Annotated in this window: 20 protein-coding genes and 1 tRNA gene; 2 read left to right on the plus strand and 19 right to left on the minus strand. The window is 69.4% G+C overall.

All coding sequences use genetic code 11. The features are described from left to right. From nuoL to BM064_RS19310, 18 genes are all read right to left on the minus strand, one after another. Positions 1–1977 (minus strand): NADH-quinone oxidoreductase subunit L, encoded by a 1977-nt coding sequence (gene nuoL / locus BM064_RS19225; protein WP_092862368.1) that lies wholly within the window; start codon positions 1975–1977, stop codon positions 1–3. Between the two features lie 3 nt (positions 1978–1980). Then, positions 1981–2298, minus strand: coding sequence for an NADH-quinone oxidoreductase subunit NuoK (gene nuoK, locus BM064_RS19230; protein ID WP_092862370.1), 318 nt, complete (start codon positions 2296–2298; stop codon positions 1981–1983). Between the two features lie 38 nt (positions 2299–2336). Then, positions 2337–2951 carry an NADH-quinone oxidoreductase subunit J gene (locus BM064_RS19235; protein ID WP_092862372.1) on the minus strand — a complete coding sequence of 205 codons (615 nt, stop codon included), beginning with the start codon at positions 2949–2951 and terminating at the stop codon, positions 2337–2339. 76 nt (positions 2952–3027) lie between these two features. Beyond that, on the minus strand, positions 3028–3489 hold the full coding sequence (locus BM064_RS19240) for a hypothetical protein (RefSeq protein ID WP_092862374.1): 462 nt from the start codon (positions 3487–3489) through the stop codon (positions 3028–3030). A gap of 60 nt (positions 3490–3549) precedes the next feature. Then, positions 3550–4041 carry an NADH-quinone oxidoreductase subunit NuoI gene (nuoI, locus tag BM064_RS19245; protein WP_092862376.1) on the minus strand — a complete coding sequence of 164 codons (492 nt, stop codon included), beginning with the start codon at positions 4039–4041 and terminating at the stop codon, positions 3550–3552. A gap of 13 nt (positions 4042–4054) precedes the next feature. Next, positions 4055–5080 (minus strand): NADH-quinone oxidoreductase subunit NuoH, encoded by a 1026-nt coding sequence (gene nuoH, locus BM064_RS19250; RefSeq protein WP_092862378.1) that lies wholly within the window; start codon positions 5078–5080, stop codon positions 4055–4057. An 8-nt stretch (positions 5081–5088) separates the two neighbouring features. Beyond that, on the minus strand, positions 5089–7107 hold the full coding sequence (nuoG, locus tag BM064_RS19255) for an NADH-quinone oxidoreductase subunit NuoG (protein WP_092862380.1): 2019 nt from the start codon (positions 7105–7107) through the stop codon (positions 5089–5091). After that, positions 7104–7607, minus strand: a complete 504-nt coding sequence (locus BM064_RS19260; RefSeq protein ID WP_092862382.1) for a DUF3291 domain-containing protein — start codon at positions 7605–7607, stop codon at positions 7104–7106. The genes nuoG and BM064_RS19260 overlap by 4 nt, the downstream gene beginning before the upstream one ends. Next, a complete protein-coding gene (nuoF, locus tag BM064_RS19265) occupies positions 7607–8899 on the minus strand; it encodes an NADH-quinone oxidoreductase subunit NuoF (protein ID WP_092862384.1) in 1293 nt (430 codons plus the stop codon). The genes BM064_RS19260 and nuoF overlap by 1 nt, the downstream gene beginning before the upstream one ends. 5 nt (positions 8900–8904) lie before the next feature. Continuing rightward, positions 8905–9150 carry a DUF5337 domain-containing protein gene (locus BM064_RS19270; protein WP_092862386.1) on the minus strand — a complete coding sequence of 82 codons (246 nt, stop codon included), beginning with the start codon at positions 9148–9150 and terminating at the stop codon, positions 8905–8907. Between the two features lie 16 nt (positions 9151–9166). Beyond that, the gene (gene nuoE, locus BM064_RS19275; RefSeq protein ID WP_092862388.1) at positions 9167–10255 is read right to left on the minus strand and encodes an NADH-quinone oxidoreductase subunit NuoE; all 1089 of its coding nucleotides are present in this window, start codon (positions 10253–10255) and stop codon (positions 9167–9169) included. Further along, positions 10255–10572 carry a hypothetical protein gene (locus tag BM064_RS19280; protein ID WP_092862390.1) on the minus strand — a complete coding sequence of 106 codons (318 nt, stop codon included), beginning with the start codon at positions 10570–10572 and terminating at the stop codon, positions 10255–10257. Before BM064_RS19280 ends, nuoE begins: the two co-directional genes overlap by 1 nt. Positions 10573–10631: 59 nt before the next feature. Beyond that, entirely contained in the window at positions 10632–11837 is a 1206-nt protein-coding gene (locus BM064_RS19285) for an NADH-quinone oxidoreductase subunit D (RefSeq protein WP_092862392.1), read from the minus strand. Position 11838: 1 nt separating this feature from the next. Next, positions 11839–12051, minus strand: a complete 213-nt coding sequence (locus tag BM064_RS19290; RefSeq protein ID WP_092862394.1) for a hypothetical protein — start codon at positions 12049–12051, stop codon at positions 11839–11841. Next, positions 12048–12653 carry an NADH-quinone oxidoreductase subunit C gene (locus BM064_RS19295; RefSeq protein ID WP_092862396.1) on the minus strand — a complete coding sequence of 202 codons (606 nt, stop codon included), beginning with the start codon at positions 12651–12653 and terminating at the stop codon, positions 12048–12050. Before BM064_RS19295 ends, BM064_RS19290 begins: the two co-directional genes overlap by 4 nt. 43 nt (positions 12654–12696) lie before the next feature. Beyond that, positions 12697–13305, minus strand: a complete 609-nt coding sequence (locus BM064_RS19300) for a NuoB/complex I 20 kDa subunit family protein (protein ID WP_245779220.1) — start codon at positions 13303–13305, stop codon at positions 12697–12699. Further along, the gene (locus tag BM064_RS19305) at positions 13296–13661 is read right to left on the minus strand and encodes an NADH-quinone oxidoreductase subunit A (protein WP_092862397.1); all 366 of its coding nucleotides are present in this window, start codon (positions 13659–13661) and stop codon (positions 13296–13298) included. The genes BM064_RS19300 and BM064_RS19305 overlap by 10 nt, the downstream gene beginning before the upstream one ends. A 461-nt stretch (positions 13662–14122) precedes the next feature. Beyond that, positions 14123–14199: transfer RNA gene (locus tag BM064_RS19310), tRNA-Asp, on the minus strand. A 211-nt stretch (positions 14200–14410) separates the two neighbouring features. Here BM064_RS19310 and BM064_RS19315 point away from each other — a divergent pair. Beyond that, positions 14411–14851 carry a tellurite resistance TerB family protein gene (locus BM064_RS19315; RefSeq protein WP_092862399.1) on the plus strand — a complete coding sequence of 147 codons (441 nt, stop codon included), beginning with the start codon at positions 14411–14413 and terminating at the stop codon, positions 14849–14851. A gap of 150 nt (positions 14852–15001) precedes the next feature. Next, positions 15002–16411 (plus strand): dipeptidase, encoded by a 1410-nt coding sequence (locus tag BM064_RS19320; RefSeq protein WP_092862401.1) that lies wholly within the window; start codon positions 15002–15004, stop codon positions 16409–16411. Between the two features lie 135 nt (positions 16412–16546). Here BM064_RS19320 and BM064_RS19325 read toward each other — a convergent pair whose 3' ends face one another. Beyond that, positions 16547–16828, minus strand: a complete 282-nt coding sequence (locus BM064_RS19325) for a hypothetical protein (protein ID WP_092862403.1) — start codon at positions 16826–16828, stop codon at positions 16547–16549. Positions 16829–17289 lie beyond the last annotated feature (461 nt).

The raw sequence follows: 17289 nt of genomic DNA on the forward strand, positions 1-17289 counted from the left end.
TCAGTGCGCCCCCCCGCCGACGCTCAGCCAGGTGATCAGGATCGAGATGCCGATCAGCATCACGAACGCGTAGTGGAAGACGTAGCCGGACTGGGCCCGGCCCGCGAGCCGGGTGAAGAAGGGCACCACGCCCATCGCCAGCCCGTTGATGGTCCCGTCGACGACGGCGCCGTCGCCCTTCTTCCACAGGGTCCGGCCGATCCACATCGCGGGCCGCACGAAGATCCAGTGGTAGAGCTCGTCGAAATACCACTTGTTGAGCAGGAACTTGTAGAGGCCGTAGTGGCGCTCGGCCAGCTCCCGCGGCAGCGAGGGCGACTTGATGTACATGATCCAGGCCACCAGCAGACCGCCGAGCATCGCCACGAAGGGCGAGAGCTTCACCCAGGCCGGAACGGCGTGGCTGTCATGCATGACGTGGTTGGCCTCGCCCATGAAGAGGGCGACGTTGAACCATTCCTCGGCGCTCTCGCCCCCGATGAAGGGGTAGTAGAACACCATGCCCGCCAGCACCGCGCCCGCCGACAGCAGGTAGAGCGGCCACATCATCACGCCCGGGCTCTCATGCGCGTGGTCGTAATGCTTCTTGTCCCGGGTCTCGCCGAAGAAGGTCATGAACACCAGGCGCCAGGAGTAGAAGGAGGTGAAGGCCGCCGCGATCACCAGCATGGTGAAGGCGAAGCCCGAGGCCGCGTTGTGCGAGGCGTAGGCGCCCTCGATGATCGCGTCCTTGGACACGAAGCCGGCGAAGCCGATCGGCAGGTGGATCAGGTCGTAGCTGAACGGGATGCCGACGCCGGTGATCGCCAGCGTGCCCAGCGTCATGCACAGGAAGGTCACGGGGATCTTGTGGCGCAGGCCGCCGTACTTCCGCATGTCCTGCTCATGGTGCATCGCGTGGATCACCGAGCCCGCGCCGAGGAACAGCAGCGCCTTGAAGAAGGCGTGCGTGAACAGGTGGAACATCGCCGCCTGGTAGTAGCCCACGCCCGCGGCCACGAACATGTAGCCCAGCTGCGAACAGGTCGAATAGGCGATGACGCGCTTGATGTCGTTCTGCACCAGGCCGACCGTCGCGGCGAAGAAGGCGGTCATGCCGCCCACCACCACGATGAAGGTCTGGGTCGCGGGCGCGAACTCCATCACCGGCGACATCCGGCAGACCAGGAACACGCCCGCGGTCACCATGGTGGCGGCGTGGATCAGGGCCGAGACCGGGGTCGGACCCTCCATCGCGTCGGGCAGCCAGGTGTGCAGCAGAAGCTGCGCCGACTTGCCCATCGCGCCGACGAAGAGAAGGAAGCAGGCGAGCTCGGCCGCGTTCCACTCGGTCCACAGGAAGTGGACGGAGGTCCGCGCGAGTTCAGGCGCCGCGGCGAAGATGGTGTCGAGGTCGATGGAGTCGGTGACGAAGAACAGCGTGAAGATGCCCAGCAGGAAGCCGAAGTCGCCCACCCGGTTGACCACGAAGGCCTTCATGGCGGCGGCGTTGGCCGAGGGCTTCTTCCACCAGAACCCGATCAGCAGGTAGGAGGCGACGCCCACCCCTTCCCAGCCGAAGAACAGCTGCAGCAGCGTGTCGCCGGTGACCAGCGCCAGCATCGCGAAGCTGAAGAACGACAGGTAGGCGAAGAAGCGCGGCTTGGCGGGATCCTCCTCCATGTAGCCCATGGAGTAGAGATGCACGAGCGCCGAGACCGAGCACACCACCACCAGCATCACCGAGGTCAGCCGGTCCAGCCGGATCCCCCAGTCCACGGTCAGCGAGCCGCTGTCGACCCAGCGGAACAGGGTCAGCTTCTCGACGCCCTCGGGCAGCGAGAAGAAGACGATCCAGGCGAACAGGGCCGCGACCATCATGATGCCGGTGGTCAGCATCATGGCGCCCTTGTCGCCGAGCATGGTCTTGCCGAAGCCGGCGAGGATGGCCCCCGCCAGCGGCCCCAGCAGGATGAAGAGCGTCAGGCTCTCGAGCATCCCTTATCCCTTCATCATGTTGACGTCCTCGACCGCGATGCTTCCGCGGTTGCGGAAGAAGCAGACGAGGATGGCGAGGCCGATGGCGGCCTCCGCGGCGGCGACGGTCAGCACGAACAGGGTGAAGACCTGCCCGGCGAGGTCGCCCAGGTGGGCGGAGAACGCCACGAAGTTGATGTTGACCGCGAGCAGCATCAGCTCGATCGACATCAGGATGACGATGATGTTCTTCCGGTTGAGGAAGATGCCGAAGATCCCCGTGACGAACAGGATCGCCGCCACGGTCAGGTAGTGCTCGATGCCGATGCCCGCGCTTTCCATCGCGTTCCCTTTCAGCTTGCCGTCCCGCGGCGTGTCGTTCAGAGGCCCTGACCGGGCTTCACGTCCTTCAGCTCCACGGCCTCGTGCCGCTCGCGGTAGATCTGGTTCAGCACGTCCTGGCGCTTGATGCCGGCCTTGTGGCGCAGCGTCAGCACGATGGCGCCGATCATCGCCACCAGCAGCACCAGGCCGGCGAGCTGGAACAGCAGCACGTAGTCCGTGTAGATCAGCCGCCCGAGCGCGCGGGTGTTCTCCACCTCGGCCGGGATCGGGGCGACGGCGGTGCGCAGCTCCGGCGCGGCGTCCGCGAAGACCCACTGGCCGGCGACGAGGCCGAGCTGGATCAGCAGCACCAGCCCGATCAGCAGGCCCACCGGCAGATAGTCCGACATCCCCGCGCGCAGCTCGGCGAAATCGACGTCGAGCATCATCACCACGAACAGGAACAGCACCGCCACCGCGCCCACGTAGACGATGGCCAGCAGCATCGCCACGAACTCCGCCCCCACCAGGACGAACAGGCCCGAGCAGGAGAAGAAGGCCAGGATCAGCCACAGCACCGAATGGACCGGGTTGCGGGCCAGGACGGTCATCAGCCCCGCGGCGATGGCCGTGCAGGCGAAGAGATAGAAGGCGAGGGTCGCCACGGTCATCGGTCCGTCCCCGTGTTGCGGGGCGCAGGGGTCTGCGCCATCTCAAGGCGCGCAGTCCCCTGCGCCGTCGTTCCGTTCAGCAGGCGTTCCCGCGGGCCCGCCAGGCGGAGGCCCGCCAGGGCGCGTCCGTCGCGGAGCGCGTGAAATCGATCTCCAGGTCGCAGGCGTATTCCTCGACCCGGGTGCGGTAGGAGGGGCCCGGCCAGCCCCAGCCGCCATACATCCCCGGCCCGCCGTAGCGGGGGGACAGCGTGCCCAGCCCGCCGGGCTGGTAGGGCGGCCAGGGGCCCCAGGGATCCTCCCAGGCCACCACCCGGCGCTGCGACCAGCGCAGCGAGCGGACGTCGTCCGCCACGTCCGGCGTCTCCTCGCCGGTGGTCAGCTCGGCGTCGGGGACGCCCAGCTCCTGCACGATCTCGCGCTCGGTCAGGCCCATGCGCGGGTCCATGCGTTCCTTCAGCGTCGGCGTCGGCGCGCCCCCGGTGCAGCCCGCGAGGGCGAGCGCAGCCAGGCAGGCGGTCGCGATACGGCGCAGCATAGGCCGTCTCCTTTCGTCCCCCCAGGTGGTCGCCGCGCATCATGCCCCTCGGTCCCCCGCTCAGCGATAGGGGGCGTCGAGCTCGAGGTTGCGGGCGATCTCCCGCTCCCAGCGCTCGCCGTTCGCGAGGAGCTTCTCCTTGTTGTAGAACAGCTCCTCGCGGGTCTCGGTCGCGAACTCGAAGTTCGGACCCTCGACGATGGCGTCCACCGGGCAGGCTTCCTGGCAGAAGCCGCAGTAGATGCACTTCGTCATGTCGATGTCGTAGCGCGTGGTGCGGCGCGAGCCGTCCTCGCGCGGTTCGGCCTCGATGGTGATCGCCTGGGCGGGGCAGATCGCCTCGCACAGCTTGCAGGCGATGCAGCGCTCCTCCCCGTTGGGGTACCGGCGCAGGGCATGCTCGCCGCGGAAGCGCGGCGAGAGGGGGCCCTTCTCGAACGGGTAGTTCAGCGTCGCCTTGGGCTTGAAGAAGTATTTGAAGCCCAGGCGGAAGCCCCCGATGAAGTCGGCGAGCACGAAGTAGCGCGCGGCGCGGGCGGCGGTGAAAGCCATCTGCGGTTTCTCCTTACCAGCGGGCGTAGCCGGGGACGCCGTACTGCGCGAGCCCGGCGGCGATGACCACCCAGCCCAGCGACAGCGGCAGGAACACCTTCCAGCCGATGCGCATCAGCTGGTCGTAGCGGAAGCGGGGCACGACCGCCTTCACCATGGCGAACATGAAGAAGAAGAAGACGGTCTTGAGCGTGAACCAGAAGATGCCGTCCGGCAGACCCGGGATCGGCGACAGCCAGCCCCCGAAGAACAGCGTCGTCATCAGCGCGCACATCAGCGTGATCGCCATGTACTCGCCGATCATGAACAGCAGGTAGGGGGTGGACGAATACTCGACCTGGTAGCCGGCGACCAGCTCGGATTCAGCTTCCGGCAGGTCGAAGGGCGGGCGGTTGGTCTCGGCCAGGGCCGAGATGAAGAACATGATCATCACCGGGAAGTGCGGCAGCCAGTACCAGGAGAACAGGCCGTAGGCGCCGTCCTGCGCCTCCACGATCCGGGTCAGGTTCAGCGAGCCGGTGGTGATCAGCACGCCCACGATGATCAGGCCGATCGAGACCTCGTAGGAGATCATCTGCGCGGCCGAGCGCAGCCCGCCCAGGAACGGGTATTTCGAGTTCGACGCCCAGCCGCCCATGATCACGCCGTAGACCTCGAGAGAGGACACGGCGAAGATGAACAGGATGCCGACGTTGATGTCGGAGACCACCCAGCCCGCGTTGAACGGCACCACCGCCCAGGCGATGGTCGCCAGCACGAAGCTGATCAGGGGCGCGAGGAAGAACACGGTCTTGTCCGCGCCGGCGGGGACCACGATCTCCTTCATCGCGAACTTGAGGAAGTCGGCGAAGCTCTGCAGCAGGCCGAAGGGGCCCACCACGTTGATCGACTTGCGAAGCTGCACCGCGCCCCAGACCTTGCGGTCCATCCACAGCAGGAAGGCGAGCGAGACGAGAAGGCAGACCGTCACCACCAGGCACTGAAGCAGGATGATCAGGCCTGGGAGGGCGTAGGAGGTCCAGAAGCCGGCGTCTTCCATGGGTTCGGTTACTCCGCGGCCATCGGCTGCGCCTCACGGTCCGCCTTCAGCCGGGAAAGCTCGGCCATGACGGTGGAGGCGCGCTGGATCGGGTTGGTCAGGTAGTGGTCCACGACCGGGGCGATGAAGGCCGCGTCGTCGATGTCGCCGGCGGGAAGCGCCGGGCCCTCGTTGACGGGAACCTCGTCGATCTGGCCCAGGTGAGGGACCGCCTCGAACATCTTGGCGCGCAGCGCCGAGAGGCTGTCGAAGGGCAGCGTCTGCCCGAGCGTGGCCGAGAGGGCGCGAAGGATCGCCCAGTTCTCGCGCGCGTCGCCCGGGGGGAAGCCGCAGCGGTTGGCCATCTGCGGACGGCCTTCCGTGTTCACGAAGATCCCCGACTCCTCGGTCCAGGCGGCGCCCGGCAGGATCACGTCGGCGCGATGCGCGCCGCGGTCGCCGTGGGAGCCCTGGTAGACCACGAACGGGCCGGCCGGGATGTCGCCCTCGTCGGCGCCGAGGTTGAAGACCACGTCGGCCTTCAGCGCCTCGGGCACGCCGCCCTCGGCGACGCAGCCGAGATCCAGCGCGCCGACGCGGCTGGCCGCCGTGTGCAGGATCAGCAGGCCCGACTGGGTCCTGGCGCAGATCTCCTGCACCATCGCCAGGATCGAGAGGCCGTCGGCGCGGGCCAGCGCGCCCTGCCCGACCACCACGACCGTGTTCAGGTCATGGTTCTCCTCGGGGTTCTTCATCTCCAGCACGTCCTTGAGGGCGGCCTTGCCCTCGCCAGCATGATGGACGTCGTAGGTCAGGTCGTTGCGCGCGCCGATCCGGCCCACGGTCGCCCCGTTCAGCCAGGCCTTGCGGATGCGCGCGTTCAGCACCGGCGCCTCGGAGCGCGGGTCGACGCCGACCAGCAGGATGCGGTCCGCGGTCTCCAGATCCTCGATCGTGGCGGTGCCGGCGTAGGCGGCGCGGTTGTCGGCGGGCAGCATCGCGCCGTTCAGTCGGCTTTCCACGACGCCGCCCAGGCTCTCGACCAGCGACTTCAGCGCGAAGGCGGACTCGGTGGAGGCGAGGTCGCCGACCAGGCCCGAAACGGTCTTGCCCTTGGCCGCGGCGGCGATCGCCTCGAACGCCTCCGTCCAGGTGGCGGGGGCCAGCTTGCCGTCGCGACGGATGTAGGGCTTGTCCAGCCGCTGGCGGCGCAGCCCGTCCCAGACGAAACGGGAGCGGTCGGCGAGCCACTCCTCGTTCACCCCGTCATGGTTGCGGGGCAGGATGCGCATCACCTCGCGCCCACGCACGTCGACGCGGATGTTGGAGCCCAGGCCGTCCATCACGTCGATGGTCTCGGTCTTCTTGAGCTCCCACGGCCGCGCGGTGAAGGCGTAGGGCTTCGAGGTCAGCGCGCCCACCGGGCACAGGTCGACGATGTTGCCCTGCAGCTCCGAGGTCAGGGTCTGCGCGAGGTAGTTGGTGATCTCCGAGTCCTCGCCGCGGCCGGTCTGCCCCATCTCGGGGACGCCCGCGACCTCGGTGATGAAGCGCACGCAGCGGGTGCAGGAGATGCAGCGGGTCATGCAGGTGCCGACCAGCGGTCCGAGGTCCATGTCGACCGCGGCGCGCTTGGGCTCGCGGTAGCGCGAGAAGTCGACGCCGTAGGCCATCGCCTGGTCCTGCAGGTCGCACTCGCCGCCCTGGTCGCAGATCGGGCAGTCGAGGGGGTGGTTGATGAGCAGGAACTCCATCACCCCTTCGCGGGCCTTCTTGACCATCGGCGTGTTGGTGAAGACCTCCGGCGGCTGGCCTTCCGGCCCGGGCCGCAGGTCGCGCACCTGCATGGCGCAGGAGGCGGCGGGCTTGGGCGGCCCGCCCTTCACCTCGACGAGGCACATGCGGCAGTTGCCGGCGATCGACAGCCGCTCGTGGTAGCAGAAGCGAGGCACCTCGACCCCCGCGGCCTCGCAGGCCTGCAGGATGGTCATGGCCCCATCGACCTCGATCACCTCGCCGTCGATGCTGATTTTCTTGAGGTCGCTCATGCCGCCTCCGCCGCTCCGCGGCCCCGGGTCTTCCAGAGCTGCGCCTGTTCCAGATGGGACCAGCCGAACGCCGCGTCCGTGTCGCCCTCGGCTTCGAGACGACGCAGACGGGCGACGCCCTCCTCGACCGAGGGGCGATGGCCGACCGGGACCCACCACATCACCAGCCGCGGGGTCGCCCACGGCTCGAACCACTCATGACCGCGGGCGTAGAAGCGCCCGTGCACGGTCCTGAAAACGAAACGCTCCAGCGCCTCCGCGCTCTCCCACACCGAGAGGGCCGAGGCGATGCGCGGATCGCCGCCCAACGCGCCCTGCGGGTCGAGCTGCGCGGCCTCCATCGCGGCGTCGCCGAGACGCCACACGAAGCCTTCGCTGCGCTCCCCCACCGCGTTCACCCGGTCGAGCGCGTCCCTGAAGGGCGCGACCCGCGGGTCCTCCCAGTCATGGAGCAGCCGGCCCAGGTTGAAGGCGGCGAGATGATGGGCGGCGGGCTGCATCACTCCGCGGCCACCGCGGCGGAGATGCGGCCGGTTTTCTTCGCCTTGATCCGGTCCTCGATCTCGCCGCGATAGTGGCGGATCAGGCCCTGGATCGGCCAGGCGGCGGCGTCGCCCAGCGCGCAGATGGTGTGGCCCTCGACCTGCTTGGTGACGTCGAGGAGCATGTCGATCTCCTCGATCTCGGCGTCGCCGGTCACCAGGCGGTCCATCACCCGCATCATCCAGCCGGTGCCCTCGCGGCACGGCGTGCACTGGCCGCAGCTCTCGTGCTTGAAGAACTTCGCCAGGCGCCACACCGCCTTGATCACGTCGGTCTGCTGGTCGATGACGATGGCGCAGGCGGTGCCGAAGCTGGATTTCAGCTCCCGCATGCCGTCGTAGTCCATGATCGCGTCCTCGCACTGCGAGGCCGGGATGATCGGGCAGGAGGCGCCGCCGGGGATCACCGCCTTGAGGTTCTTCCAGCCGCCGCGCACCCCGCCGCCGTGCTTCTCGATCAGCTCGCGCATCGGGATCGACATGGCCTCTTCGACCACGCAGGGCGTGTTGATGTGCCCGGTCAGGCCGAAGAGCTTGGTGCCGGCGTTGTTGTTGCGCCCGAAGCCCGCGAACCACTCGCCGCCGCGGCGCAGGATGGTGGGCGCCACCGCGATCGACTCGACGTTGTTCACCGTCGTCGGGCAGCCGTAGAGGCCGGTGTTCGCCGGGAACGGCGGCTTCAGCCGCGGCATGCCCTTCTTGCCCTCGAGGCTCTCGAGCAGCGCCGTCTCCTCGCCGCAGATATAGGCGCCGGCGCCGTGGTGGAGGTAGACGTCGAAGCCCCAGCCGTGGGCGTCGGGGCCCAGCAGGCCCGCGTCGTAGCACTCGTCGATGGCGCTCTGCAGCGCCTCGCGCTCGCGGATGAACTCGCCGCGGATGTAGATGTAGGCGGCATGGGCGCCCATCGCGAAACCGGCGACCACGCAGCCCTCGATCAGGGTGTGCGGGTCATGGCGCATGATCTCGCGATCCTTGCAGGTCGCGGGCTCGGATTCGTCGGCGTTGACCACCAGGTAGTGCGGCCGGCCGTCGGATTCCTTGGGCATGAACGACCACTTCAGGCCGGTCGGGAAGCCCGCGCCGCCGCGGCCGCGCAGGCCCGACTTCTTCATCTCGTCGATGATCCAGTCGCGCCCGCGCGCCAGCAGGCCGGCCGTGTCGTCCCAGAGGCCCCGGGCCTGCGCGCCTTTCAGCGTGCGGTCCTTCATCCCGTAGATGTTCTGGAAGATCCGGTCTTCGTCCCGCAGCATTCGCGTCACTCCTTATCGGCGCCCCGGTCGGTTTCCCGCCGGCGCCAGACCAGAAACAGGGTCACCAGGGCCCAGCCGAGCGCGGCCAGGCACAGCATGTCGAGCAGGAAGGCGAAGCGGAGCGGGATGCCCAGTTCGCCGCCCAGGAAGCTGAGCGCCATCCACAGCAGCATGGCGACGACGATGACGATGCTCGCCAGCCGCGTCTGCGCCCTGTCGGCGTCTCCGTCCCGCTTCCCGGTCACGCTCATCGCCCCCCGGTTCCCTTCAGTTCTCGCCCGCGTCTTCCGCGAGCGTCTTGGCCTGCCCGCGCCAGTCGTCGCGGGAGGCGCGGCCGGCGGCGCCGGTCACGTTGGCCTCGATCCAGGCGAGCTCGGCGTCGCTCCACCCAGCGATCTGGCTGTAGTGGAAGACGCCGGCCAGGTTCAGGTTGCCCTCGATCGCCGGGCCGATGCCCGTGATCTTCTTGAGGTCGTCGGGCTTGCCCTCGATCGCCTCGGCGAGCACGTCGGGCTGGATCGCCTCCAGCGCCTCCGACCCCTCGGGGCGGGCCTCGTGGTCGTACTCGGTCTCCGCCTCCGGCTGAGGCGGCGCGGCCTCGGGCTGGGGCGCCTCGGGCGCCTTCTCGGGCGCGGGCGCGCCCATGTCCGAGTTGATCACCGCCGCCGTGGCCACCGCCTCGGTCCCCTGGATCCGGGTCTGCCCGTCGCCCAGCGCGGTCGCGAGCTGCACCGAGGCGTTGCGCGAATTGCGCGGCTCGCCCTCGGGGATGATCAGCGCGGTCAGGCCGGTCTTCGGCTCGGAGGCGTAGCGCCCGCCCTGCGGGCCGGGCGTGGGCACGCGGCCCTCCGCCAGCTCGTCGAGGATCCAGGCGAATTTCTCCGCCGTCAGATCCTCGTAGAAGTCCTTGCCGATCTGCACCATCGGGGCGTTGGCGCAGGCGCCGAGGCACTCGACCTCCTCCCACGAGAACATCCCCTCGCGGTAGGGGGTGTGCGCCTTGGGCCCGATCTTCTCCTTGCAGACGGCGATCAGGTCCTCGGCCCCGCAGATCATGCAGGTGGTGGTGCCGCAGACCTGCACGTTGTAGCGGCCGACCGGGGCCATCTGGAACATGAAGTAGAACGAGGCCACTTCCAGGACGCGGATGTTGGCCATGCCCAGCATCGAGGCGACCGTCTCGATGATCGGGCGGGAGATCCAGCCCTCCTGCTCCTGGGCGCGCCACAGGAGCGGGATCACGGCCGAGGCCTGGCGGCCTTCCGGATACTTGGCGATCTGCGTCTTCGCCCATTCCAGGTTCGCCTCTGTGAAGGCGAAGCTCTCGGGCTGTTCGTGATGAAGACGGCGAAGCATCAGTGACGCTCTCCCAGGTCCTTGACTGCGCACTCGGCGGTCGGCCGACCGGGGTCGGCGACCAGCACGTAGCGGCGGGTTTCCGTCGGCAGGATCGGGCCCGCGACGATCCAGTCCTCGATCTCCGCCACCCTAGAGGCGCCGGTCATCGCGTTCTCGGCCGAGAGGATCAGGAACGCGCCGACGCGCTCGGGCTCGATCGAGGCCTGGCGATACAGGCCCGCGCGCTCGGAGGCCATGATCTCGCAGAACCCTTCCAACAGCGGACGGCGATCCGTCCGCACCAGCGCCTCGTCGAACTCCGCGGCCAGGGCCATGGACGGACCAGCCAGGCACATCGGTCCGGCCAGCGCGAGGGCGCCTGCAGCCGCCGTTCTCACCGGTCCACCTCCCCGAACACGATGTCGAGCGAGCCCAGGATGGCGGAGACGTCCGCCAGCTGGTGGCCCTTGCAGATGTGATCCATGGAGGCGAGGTGCGCATAGCCCGGCGCACGCAGCTTCACGCGGTAGGGCTTGTTGGTCCCGTCGGAGACCAGATAGACGCCGAACTCGCCCTTGGGCGCCTCGACCGCGGCGTAGATCTCGCCGGCCGGCACGTGGAACCCCTCGGTGTAGAGCTTGAAGTGGTGGATGAGGGCCTCCATCGAGGTCTTCATGTCCGACCGCTTCGGCGGGGAGAGCTTGCCCTTGTGCTGGACCGGCTCGCCCTTGCATTTGTCCAGTTTCTCAATGCACTGGCGCATGATCTTCACGCTCTCGCGCATCTCTTCCATGCGGCAGAGGTAGCGGTCGTAGCAGTCCCCGTTCTTGCCCACGGGGATCTGGAACTCCATCTCGTCGTAGCACTCGTAGGGCTGCGCGCGGCGCAGGTCCCAGGCCATGCCCGAGCCGCGCACCATCACGCCCGAGTAGCCCCAGGCCAGCGCCTCCTCCTTGGAGATCACGGCGATGTCGACGTTGCGCTGCTTGAAGATGCGGTTGTCGGTGAGCAGCGCCTCGAGGTCGTCGACGACCTCCAGGAACGGGTCGCACCAGTCCCAGATGTCCTGCAGCAGCTGCTGGGGCAGGTCCTGGTGGACGCCGCCGGGACGGAAATAGGCCGCGTGAAGGCGGGCGCCGCAGGCGCGCTCGTAGAAGACCATCAGCTTCTCGCGCTCCTCGAAGCCCCAGAGCGGGGGCGTCAGGGCGCCCACGTCCATGGCCTGCGTGGTCACGTTCAGCAGGTGGTTGAGGATGCGGCCGATCTCGCAGAACAGGACGCGGATCAGCTGGCCGCGGCGCGGAACCTCGACGCCGACCAGACGCTCGATGGCCAGGCACCAGGCATGCTCCTGGTTCATCGGGGCCACGTAGTCGAGCCGGTCGAGATACGGCAGGTTCTGCAGGTAGGTGCGGCTCTCCATCAGCTTCTCGGTGCCGCGATGCAGCAGGCCGATATGGGGATCGGTCCGCTCGACGATCTCGCCGTCAAGCTCGAGCACCATGCGCAGAACGCCATGCGCCGCAGGGTGTTGCGGGCCGAAGTTCAGGTTGAAGTTGCGGATCCGCTGCTCGGCGGTCTGGAAGTCGGAACCGTCCATGTCAGTTGCTCTCCCTGTCCGGGCCGCGGAAGGCCATGACCCACAGCAGAATGATCGAGACCGGCGGGATGATCGCGAACAGCGCCAGCCACGACGGCATGCCGGAGCGCGGCAGCAGCTTCCAGAACGGCACGATCACCAGCAGCGCGCCGATCAGCCAGACCAGCCATCCGGACATGCCGAAGGCGAAATAATGGGCCTCGCCCTGCATCATTTCGCGCCCGCCTTGTCGTCGCCGGGCAGGATGTACTCGGCGCCCTCCCAGGGGCTCATGAAGTCGAACTGGCGGTAGTCCTGGGTCAGCTTGACGGGCTCGTAGACCACGCGCTTGGCGGCCTCGTCGTAGCGGACCTCGACATAGCCGGTCGTCGGAAAGTCCTTGCGCAGCGGATGGCCGCGGAAGCCGTAGTCGGTCAGGATCCGGCGCAGGTCGGGGTGGCCCGAGAAATAGACCCCGTACATGTCGAAGGTCTCCCGCTCGAACCAGTTGGCCGAGGGGTGCAGGTTCACGATCGAGGGGACCAGCTCGTCCTCGCGCACATGGACCTTCAGGCGGATGCGCAGGTTCTGGCGCATCGACAGGAAGTGGTAGACCACGTCGAAGCGCTGCTCGCGCGCGGGCCAGTCGACGCCGGAGACGTCCACCAGCGTGGTGAACTGGCAGGCCGGGTCGTCGCGCAGGAACTTCACCGCCTCGGGCAGCTTGTCCAGCGCCACGATCACCGTCAGCTCGCCCACCGAGATGGAATGGGAGACGACCGCCTCGGGCAGCCGCGCCTCCATCAGGGCGGCGATTTCGGCGAGGGCTTCTGACATCGGTTCGCGGTCTCCTGGCTCGGTCGCTGGGGTCCGCCCGCGCTCAGCGGGCGATCACCCCGGTGCGCCGGATCTTTCGCTGAAGCTGGAGGATGCCGTAGAGCAGCGCCTCGGCGGTCGGGGGGCAGCCGGGAACGTAGATGTCGACCGGAACGACCCGGTCGCAGCCGCGCACCACGGAGTAGGAGTAGTGGTAGTAGCCCCCGCCGTTGGCGCAGGAGCCCATCGAGATCACGTAGCGCGGCTCCGGCATCTGGTCGTAGACCTTGCGCAGGGCCGGGGCCATCTTGTTGGTCAGCGTGCCCGCCACGATCATCACGTCGGACTGGCGCGGGGACGCGCGCGGCGCGAAGCCGAAGCGCTCGACGTCGTAGCGGGGCATCGAGGTCTGCATCATCTCGACCGCGCAGCACGCCAGGCCGAAGGTCATCCAGAACAGCGAGCCGGTGCGCGCCCAGTTGATCAGGTCGTCGGCGGTGGTGAGCAGGAAGCCCTTGTCCGCCAGCTCGTCCGAGAGGTTCCGGGCGAAGATGTCCTTGTCCGCGCCGGCCGAGGCCGGCTGCCAGGTCGAGGCCTTGGCGGCGGGGACGTATTCGCCGTCGGGACCGGCGGTCTTGGCCTCGGTCCCCTGTCCGGTGGGCGTCACTCCCATTCCAGGGCTCCCTTCTTCCACTCGTAGGCGAAGCCGATGGTCAGGACCGCGAGGAAGATCATCATCGACCAGAAGCCGAACAGCCCGACGTCCTGGAAGGCGACCGCCCAGGGGAACAGGAAGGCGACCTCGAGGTCGAAGATGATGAACAGGATCGAGACCAGGTAGAAGCGCACGTCGAACTTCATGCGCGCGTCGTCGAAGGCGTTGAAGCCGCATTCGTAGGCGGAGATCTTCTCCGGATCGGGCCGCCGCACGGCGAGCACGACCGCCGCAAGGATCAGCACCAGGCCGAGCCCGATCGCCAGAGCGAGGAAGATCAGGATCGGAAGGTATTCACGGAGCAGGTCTTCCATGGGCCCTCCCGCTGGCCGTACGGACCCGCGCCGACCTCGGCGCGCCCTCGGCCTTCAGAGACGGGCCACGTCTATCGCCGCGCCGCGGGGCAGTCAACAAAGCGCGGCCCCAAGAAAGCGGCGGATTTGGGGAGGCGATTCCGCCGGATCGCGACTGGCGCGACGGCAAGATCCTGATCCGGCGGGGGAATCGACGGCGCACAACCGCATGCAGTTGCATACGGCCGCATTGCTGCGCCGCGGAAGAATCGCGGGCGCCCTCGTCGGGCCGCCGCCTGCGCCGCAGGAGTCGCTCCGGGCGCGCCTGTTCCGCGGTGATGCAGCGCAAGGGATTGAGAAACCGTTTCCACCTGGCCGGACGGTCGCGCCGAACCCTGCGTCGCGCCGATCGGGAGGGAGAGGGGATCCTCCGTCCTCGCGGGATCGGACGGATCCGATCCCGCGGGAGGAGTGGGCGGCGATGGCGCGGTTGACGGGGCTCGAACCCGCGACCCCCGGCGTGACAGGCCGGTACTCTAACCAACTGAGCTACAACCGCAGCCGCCGTCCCGGTCCGGTTCGTTCCGGGAGTGGGCGGTTGATATTCGGCCGGGCCGGGGGCGTCAATACCCCTTCAAGCGGAAAATCGGAGGAAATCCGCATGCCGTGAGGTCGGCTTTCCGCGGGCCCCGCGACGCCCATATGAAAGGGTCTCGCCGCAGGCGGGCTCCGCCCCGCACGCCCCGCCGATTTCTCCCCGGGAGACCCTCATGTTTCGCACCCTGCTCGCCGCCTTCGCCCAGCCCGAGCCCCCCGAGCGGCTGGACACCGAGGACTCGCGGCTGGCGCTGGCGGCGCTGATGGTGCGCGCGGCGCGGGCCGACTCGATGTACGAGGCGAGCGAGCGGGCCGAGATCCTCGCCCGCCTCGCCGCCCGCCATTCCCTGCCCGAGGCGCAGGCCCGCGCGCTGCTCGAAGAGGCCGAGGCGCTGGAGGCCGAGGCCCCCGACACCGTCCGCTTCACCCGCCTCATCAAGCAGGCCGTCCCCTACGAGGACCGCACGGAGGTGATCGAGGCGCTGTGGGCCGTGGCGCTCGCCGACGGCGCCCGCGCCCCCGAGGAGGACGCCTTCCTGCGCCAGCTCGCCCCCCTGCTCGGCGTCTCCGACCAGGACAGCGCCCTCGCCCGTCGGCGCGCCGCCCGCGACTGACGCGCCCCCGGCCCGGGGAGCAGGCGCGACCTCTGTTCCCTGGCGAGTCCGGAAGCGCCCGGCACGGCCGGCCCGAACGCCCCCCGGTTGCCAAATCCCTCTCCCGGACGCAGGCTCGCGCGCGATCCTCTCCCCCTCCCGGAGCCTCCGATGACCCATCCCGCCCTTCCCGCCGTCCTGGAGCGACTCGACCAGGATCTCGACGCGGGGCTCGAGCGGCTGTTCCACCTGCTGCGCTTCCCCTCCATCTCGACCGACCCCGCCTACAAGGGCGACTGCGCCGCGGCGGCCGAGTGGCTGGCGGGCGAGTTGAGCGGCCTCGGCTTCGACGCGCAGGTGCGCCCCACGCCCGGCCACGCGATGGTCGTGGCCCATGGCGACGCGCTGGCCGAAGAGGGCGCCGACGGCCCCAGCCTGCTGTTCTACGGCCACTACGACGTGCAGCCCGTCGACCCGCTGAACCTGTGGGATGACGAGCCCTTCGATCCGAAGATCGACACGCTCCCCGACGGCCGGCGCGTGATCCGCGCCCGCGGGGCGGCCGACGACAAGGGCCAGCTGATGACCTTCGTCGAGGCCTGCCGCGCCTGGGTCGCGGTCCACGGCAAGCTGCCCGCCCGCGTCTCGATCCTGTTCGAGGGGGAGGAGGAATCGGGCTCCCCCAACCTGGTCCCGTTCCTGAAGGCGAACGCGCAGGAGCTGTCGAAGGACATCGCCCTGATCTGCGACACCGGCATGTTCGCCCCCGGCAAGCCCGGCATCACCACCATGCTCCGCGGGCTGGTCGGCGAGCAGATCACGGTGAAGGCCGCCAACCGCGACCTGCATTCGGGCATGTACGGCTCGGCCGCCGCCAACCCGATCCGGGTGCTGGCGAAGATCCTCGCCTCCCTGCACGACGACCAGGGGCGCGTGCAGATCCCCGGCTTCTACGACGACGTCGACGAGCTGCCCGAGGAGATCCGCGCCCAGTGGCAGGCCCTGCCCTTCTCGGCGCAGGAGTTTCTGGGCGAGGTCGGCCTGAGCCATCCCGCCGGCGAGCAGGACCGCTCGGCCCTCGAGATGATCTGGTCGCGCCCGACCTGCGAGTTCAACGGCATCTCCGGCGGCTACGAGGGCGAGGGCTTCAAGACCGTGATCCCTGCGCAGGCCTTCGCCAAGGTCTCCTGCCGGCTGGTCTCGCGCCAGGACCCCGAGAAGATCCGCGCCTCCCTGCGCGCCTTCGTCGAGGCCCAGCTTCCGCCGGACTGCACGGTCGAGTGGCATCCCCACGGCGGCGCCGGCGCCACGGTGATGGATTTCTCGAAACCCTCCTTCGAGGCGGCGCGCGAGGCGCTGTCGGCCGAGTGGGAGACCGAGGCCGCCTTCATCGGCTCGGGCGGCTCGATCCCGGTGGCGGGGCATTTCCAGAGCCTGCTGGACATGCCGTCGATGCTGATCGGCTTCGGGCTGGACGACGACCGCATCCACTCGCCGAACGAGAAATACGACCTCGAGAGCTTCCGCAAAGGCGCCCGCGCGTGGGCGCGCATCCTCGCGAAGCTCGCCGAGAAGGGCTGAGGCGCGACGCCTCGGGACGCGGAAAGGGGACGCGCGGGCGTCCCCTTCTTCGTTTCGGGCGGTCCTCGCGTCGGACGGTCTTCGCGTCGGGCGGTCTTCGAGTGGGGCGGTCTTCGTTCCGGAGCGTCGCGGCGCTCAGCGCGCCCGGCGGCGGCCGGTGCGGCGGGTCCCGGCGGTCTCGGCGGCGGCCAGGCCCTCGGCGAGGACGGCGGTCATCGGGTGATCGGAGGCCTCGGCGGCGTAGCGGGCGTGGAGGGCGCGGACGGCCTCGGTCGTGCCCTCGTCCCGGCTGCGGCCCAGCGCCCAGTCGAAGAAGATCGCCCGGCAGGCCACGGCGTCGATCCCGGGCATGCGATAGGCCTCGGCGATCAGGCCGCGGGGGTCGAGCGGATCGGACGGGGGGCGAGACTGGCCCATGGGCGGCTCCTGTCGGGGCGGGAGCGCCGCGCGCTCCCCGCCCGCACCCCTAGCCGCGCGAGCGCCCGCCCTGCAACCGCGGAGGCGACGGGGCGCAGGTCGCTTCCCGACCTCCGCCCGGGGCGATCCCGCCGCCGGAGGTCTCGTCTCCCCGCCCGCGCGCCTGACGGGGCGGCCGCGGGAGCGCCCGGCGCAGGGCCTGCTCCGACACCGCCGGACAAGGTCCCATCAGCCGGCGGGCGCCCTCGCCGCTCTCGACGCTCGGCCCCCGCCCGGCGGCTGGCGCGAGTTGACAGCTGTCAACTCGCGCCAGCCGCCAGCCGTCGCCGCGCACGGATCGGCCGCCCTCGGGCCCGGCGCGCCGACGCCCGAGCGCCAGGTGTCCGACGCCAGCGGCGGAGCGGCGCGTCGATGCCGATCGGCGCGGAGCCGGGCGGCCTGCCGGCGCCGGTCGGCCCCCG

This window comes from Albimonas pacifica (genome assembly GCF_900113695.1).
In the GTDB taxonomy this organism is placed as follows: Bacteria; Pseudomonadota; Alphaproteobacteria; order Rhodobacterales; family Rhodobacteraceae; genus Albimonas; species Albimonas pacifica.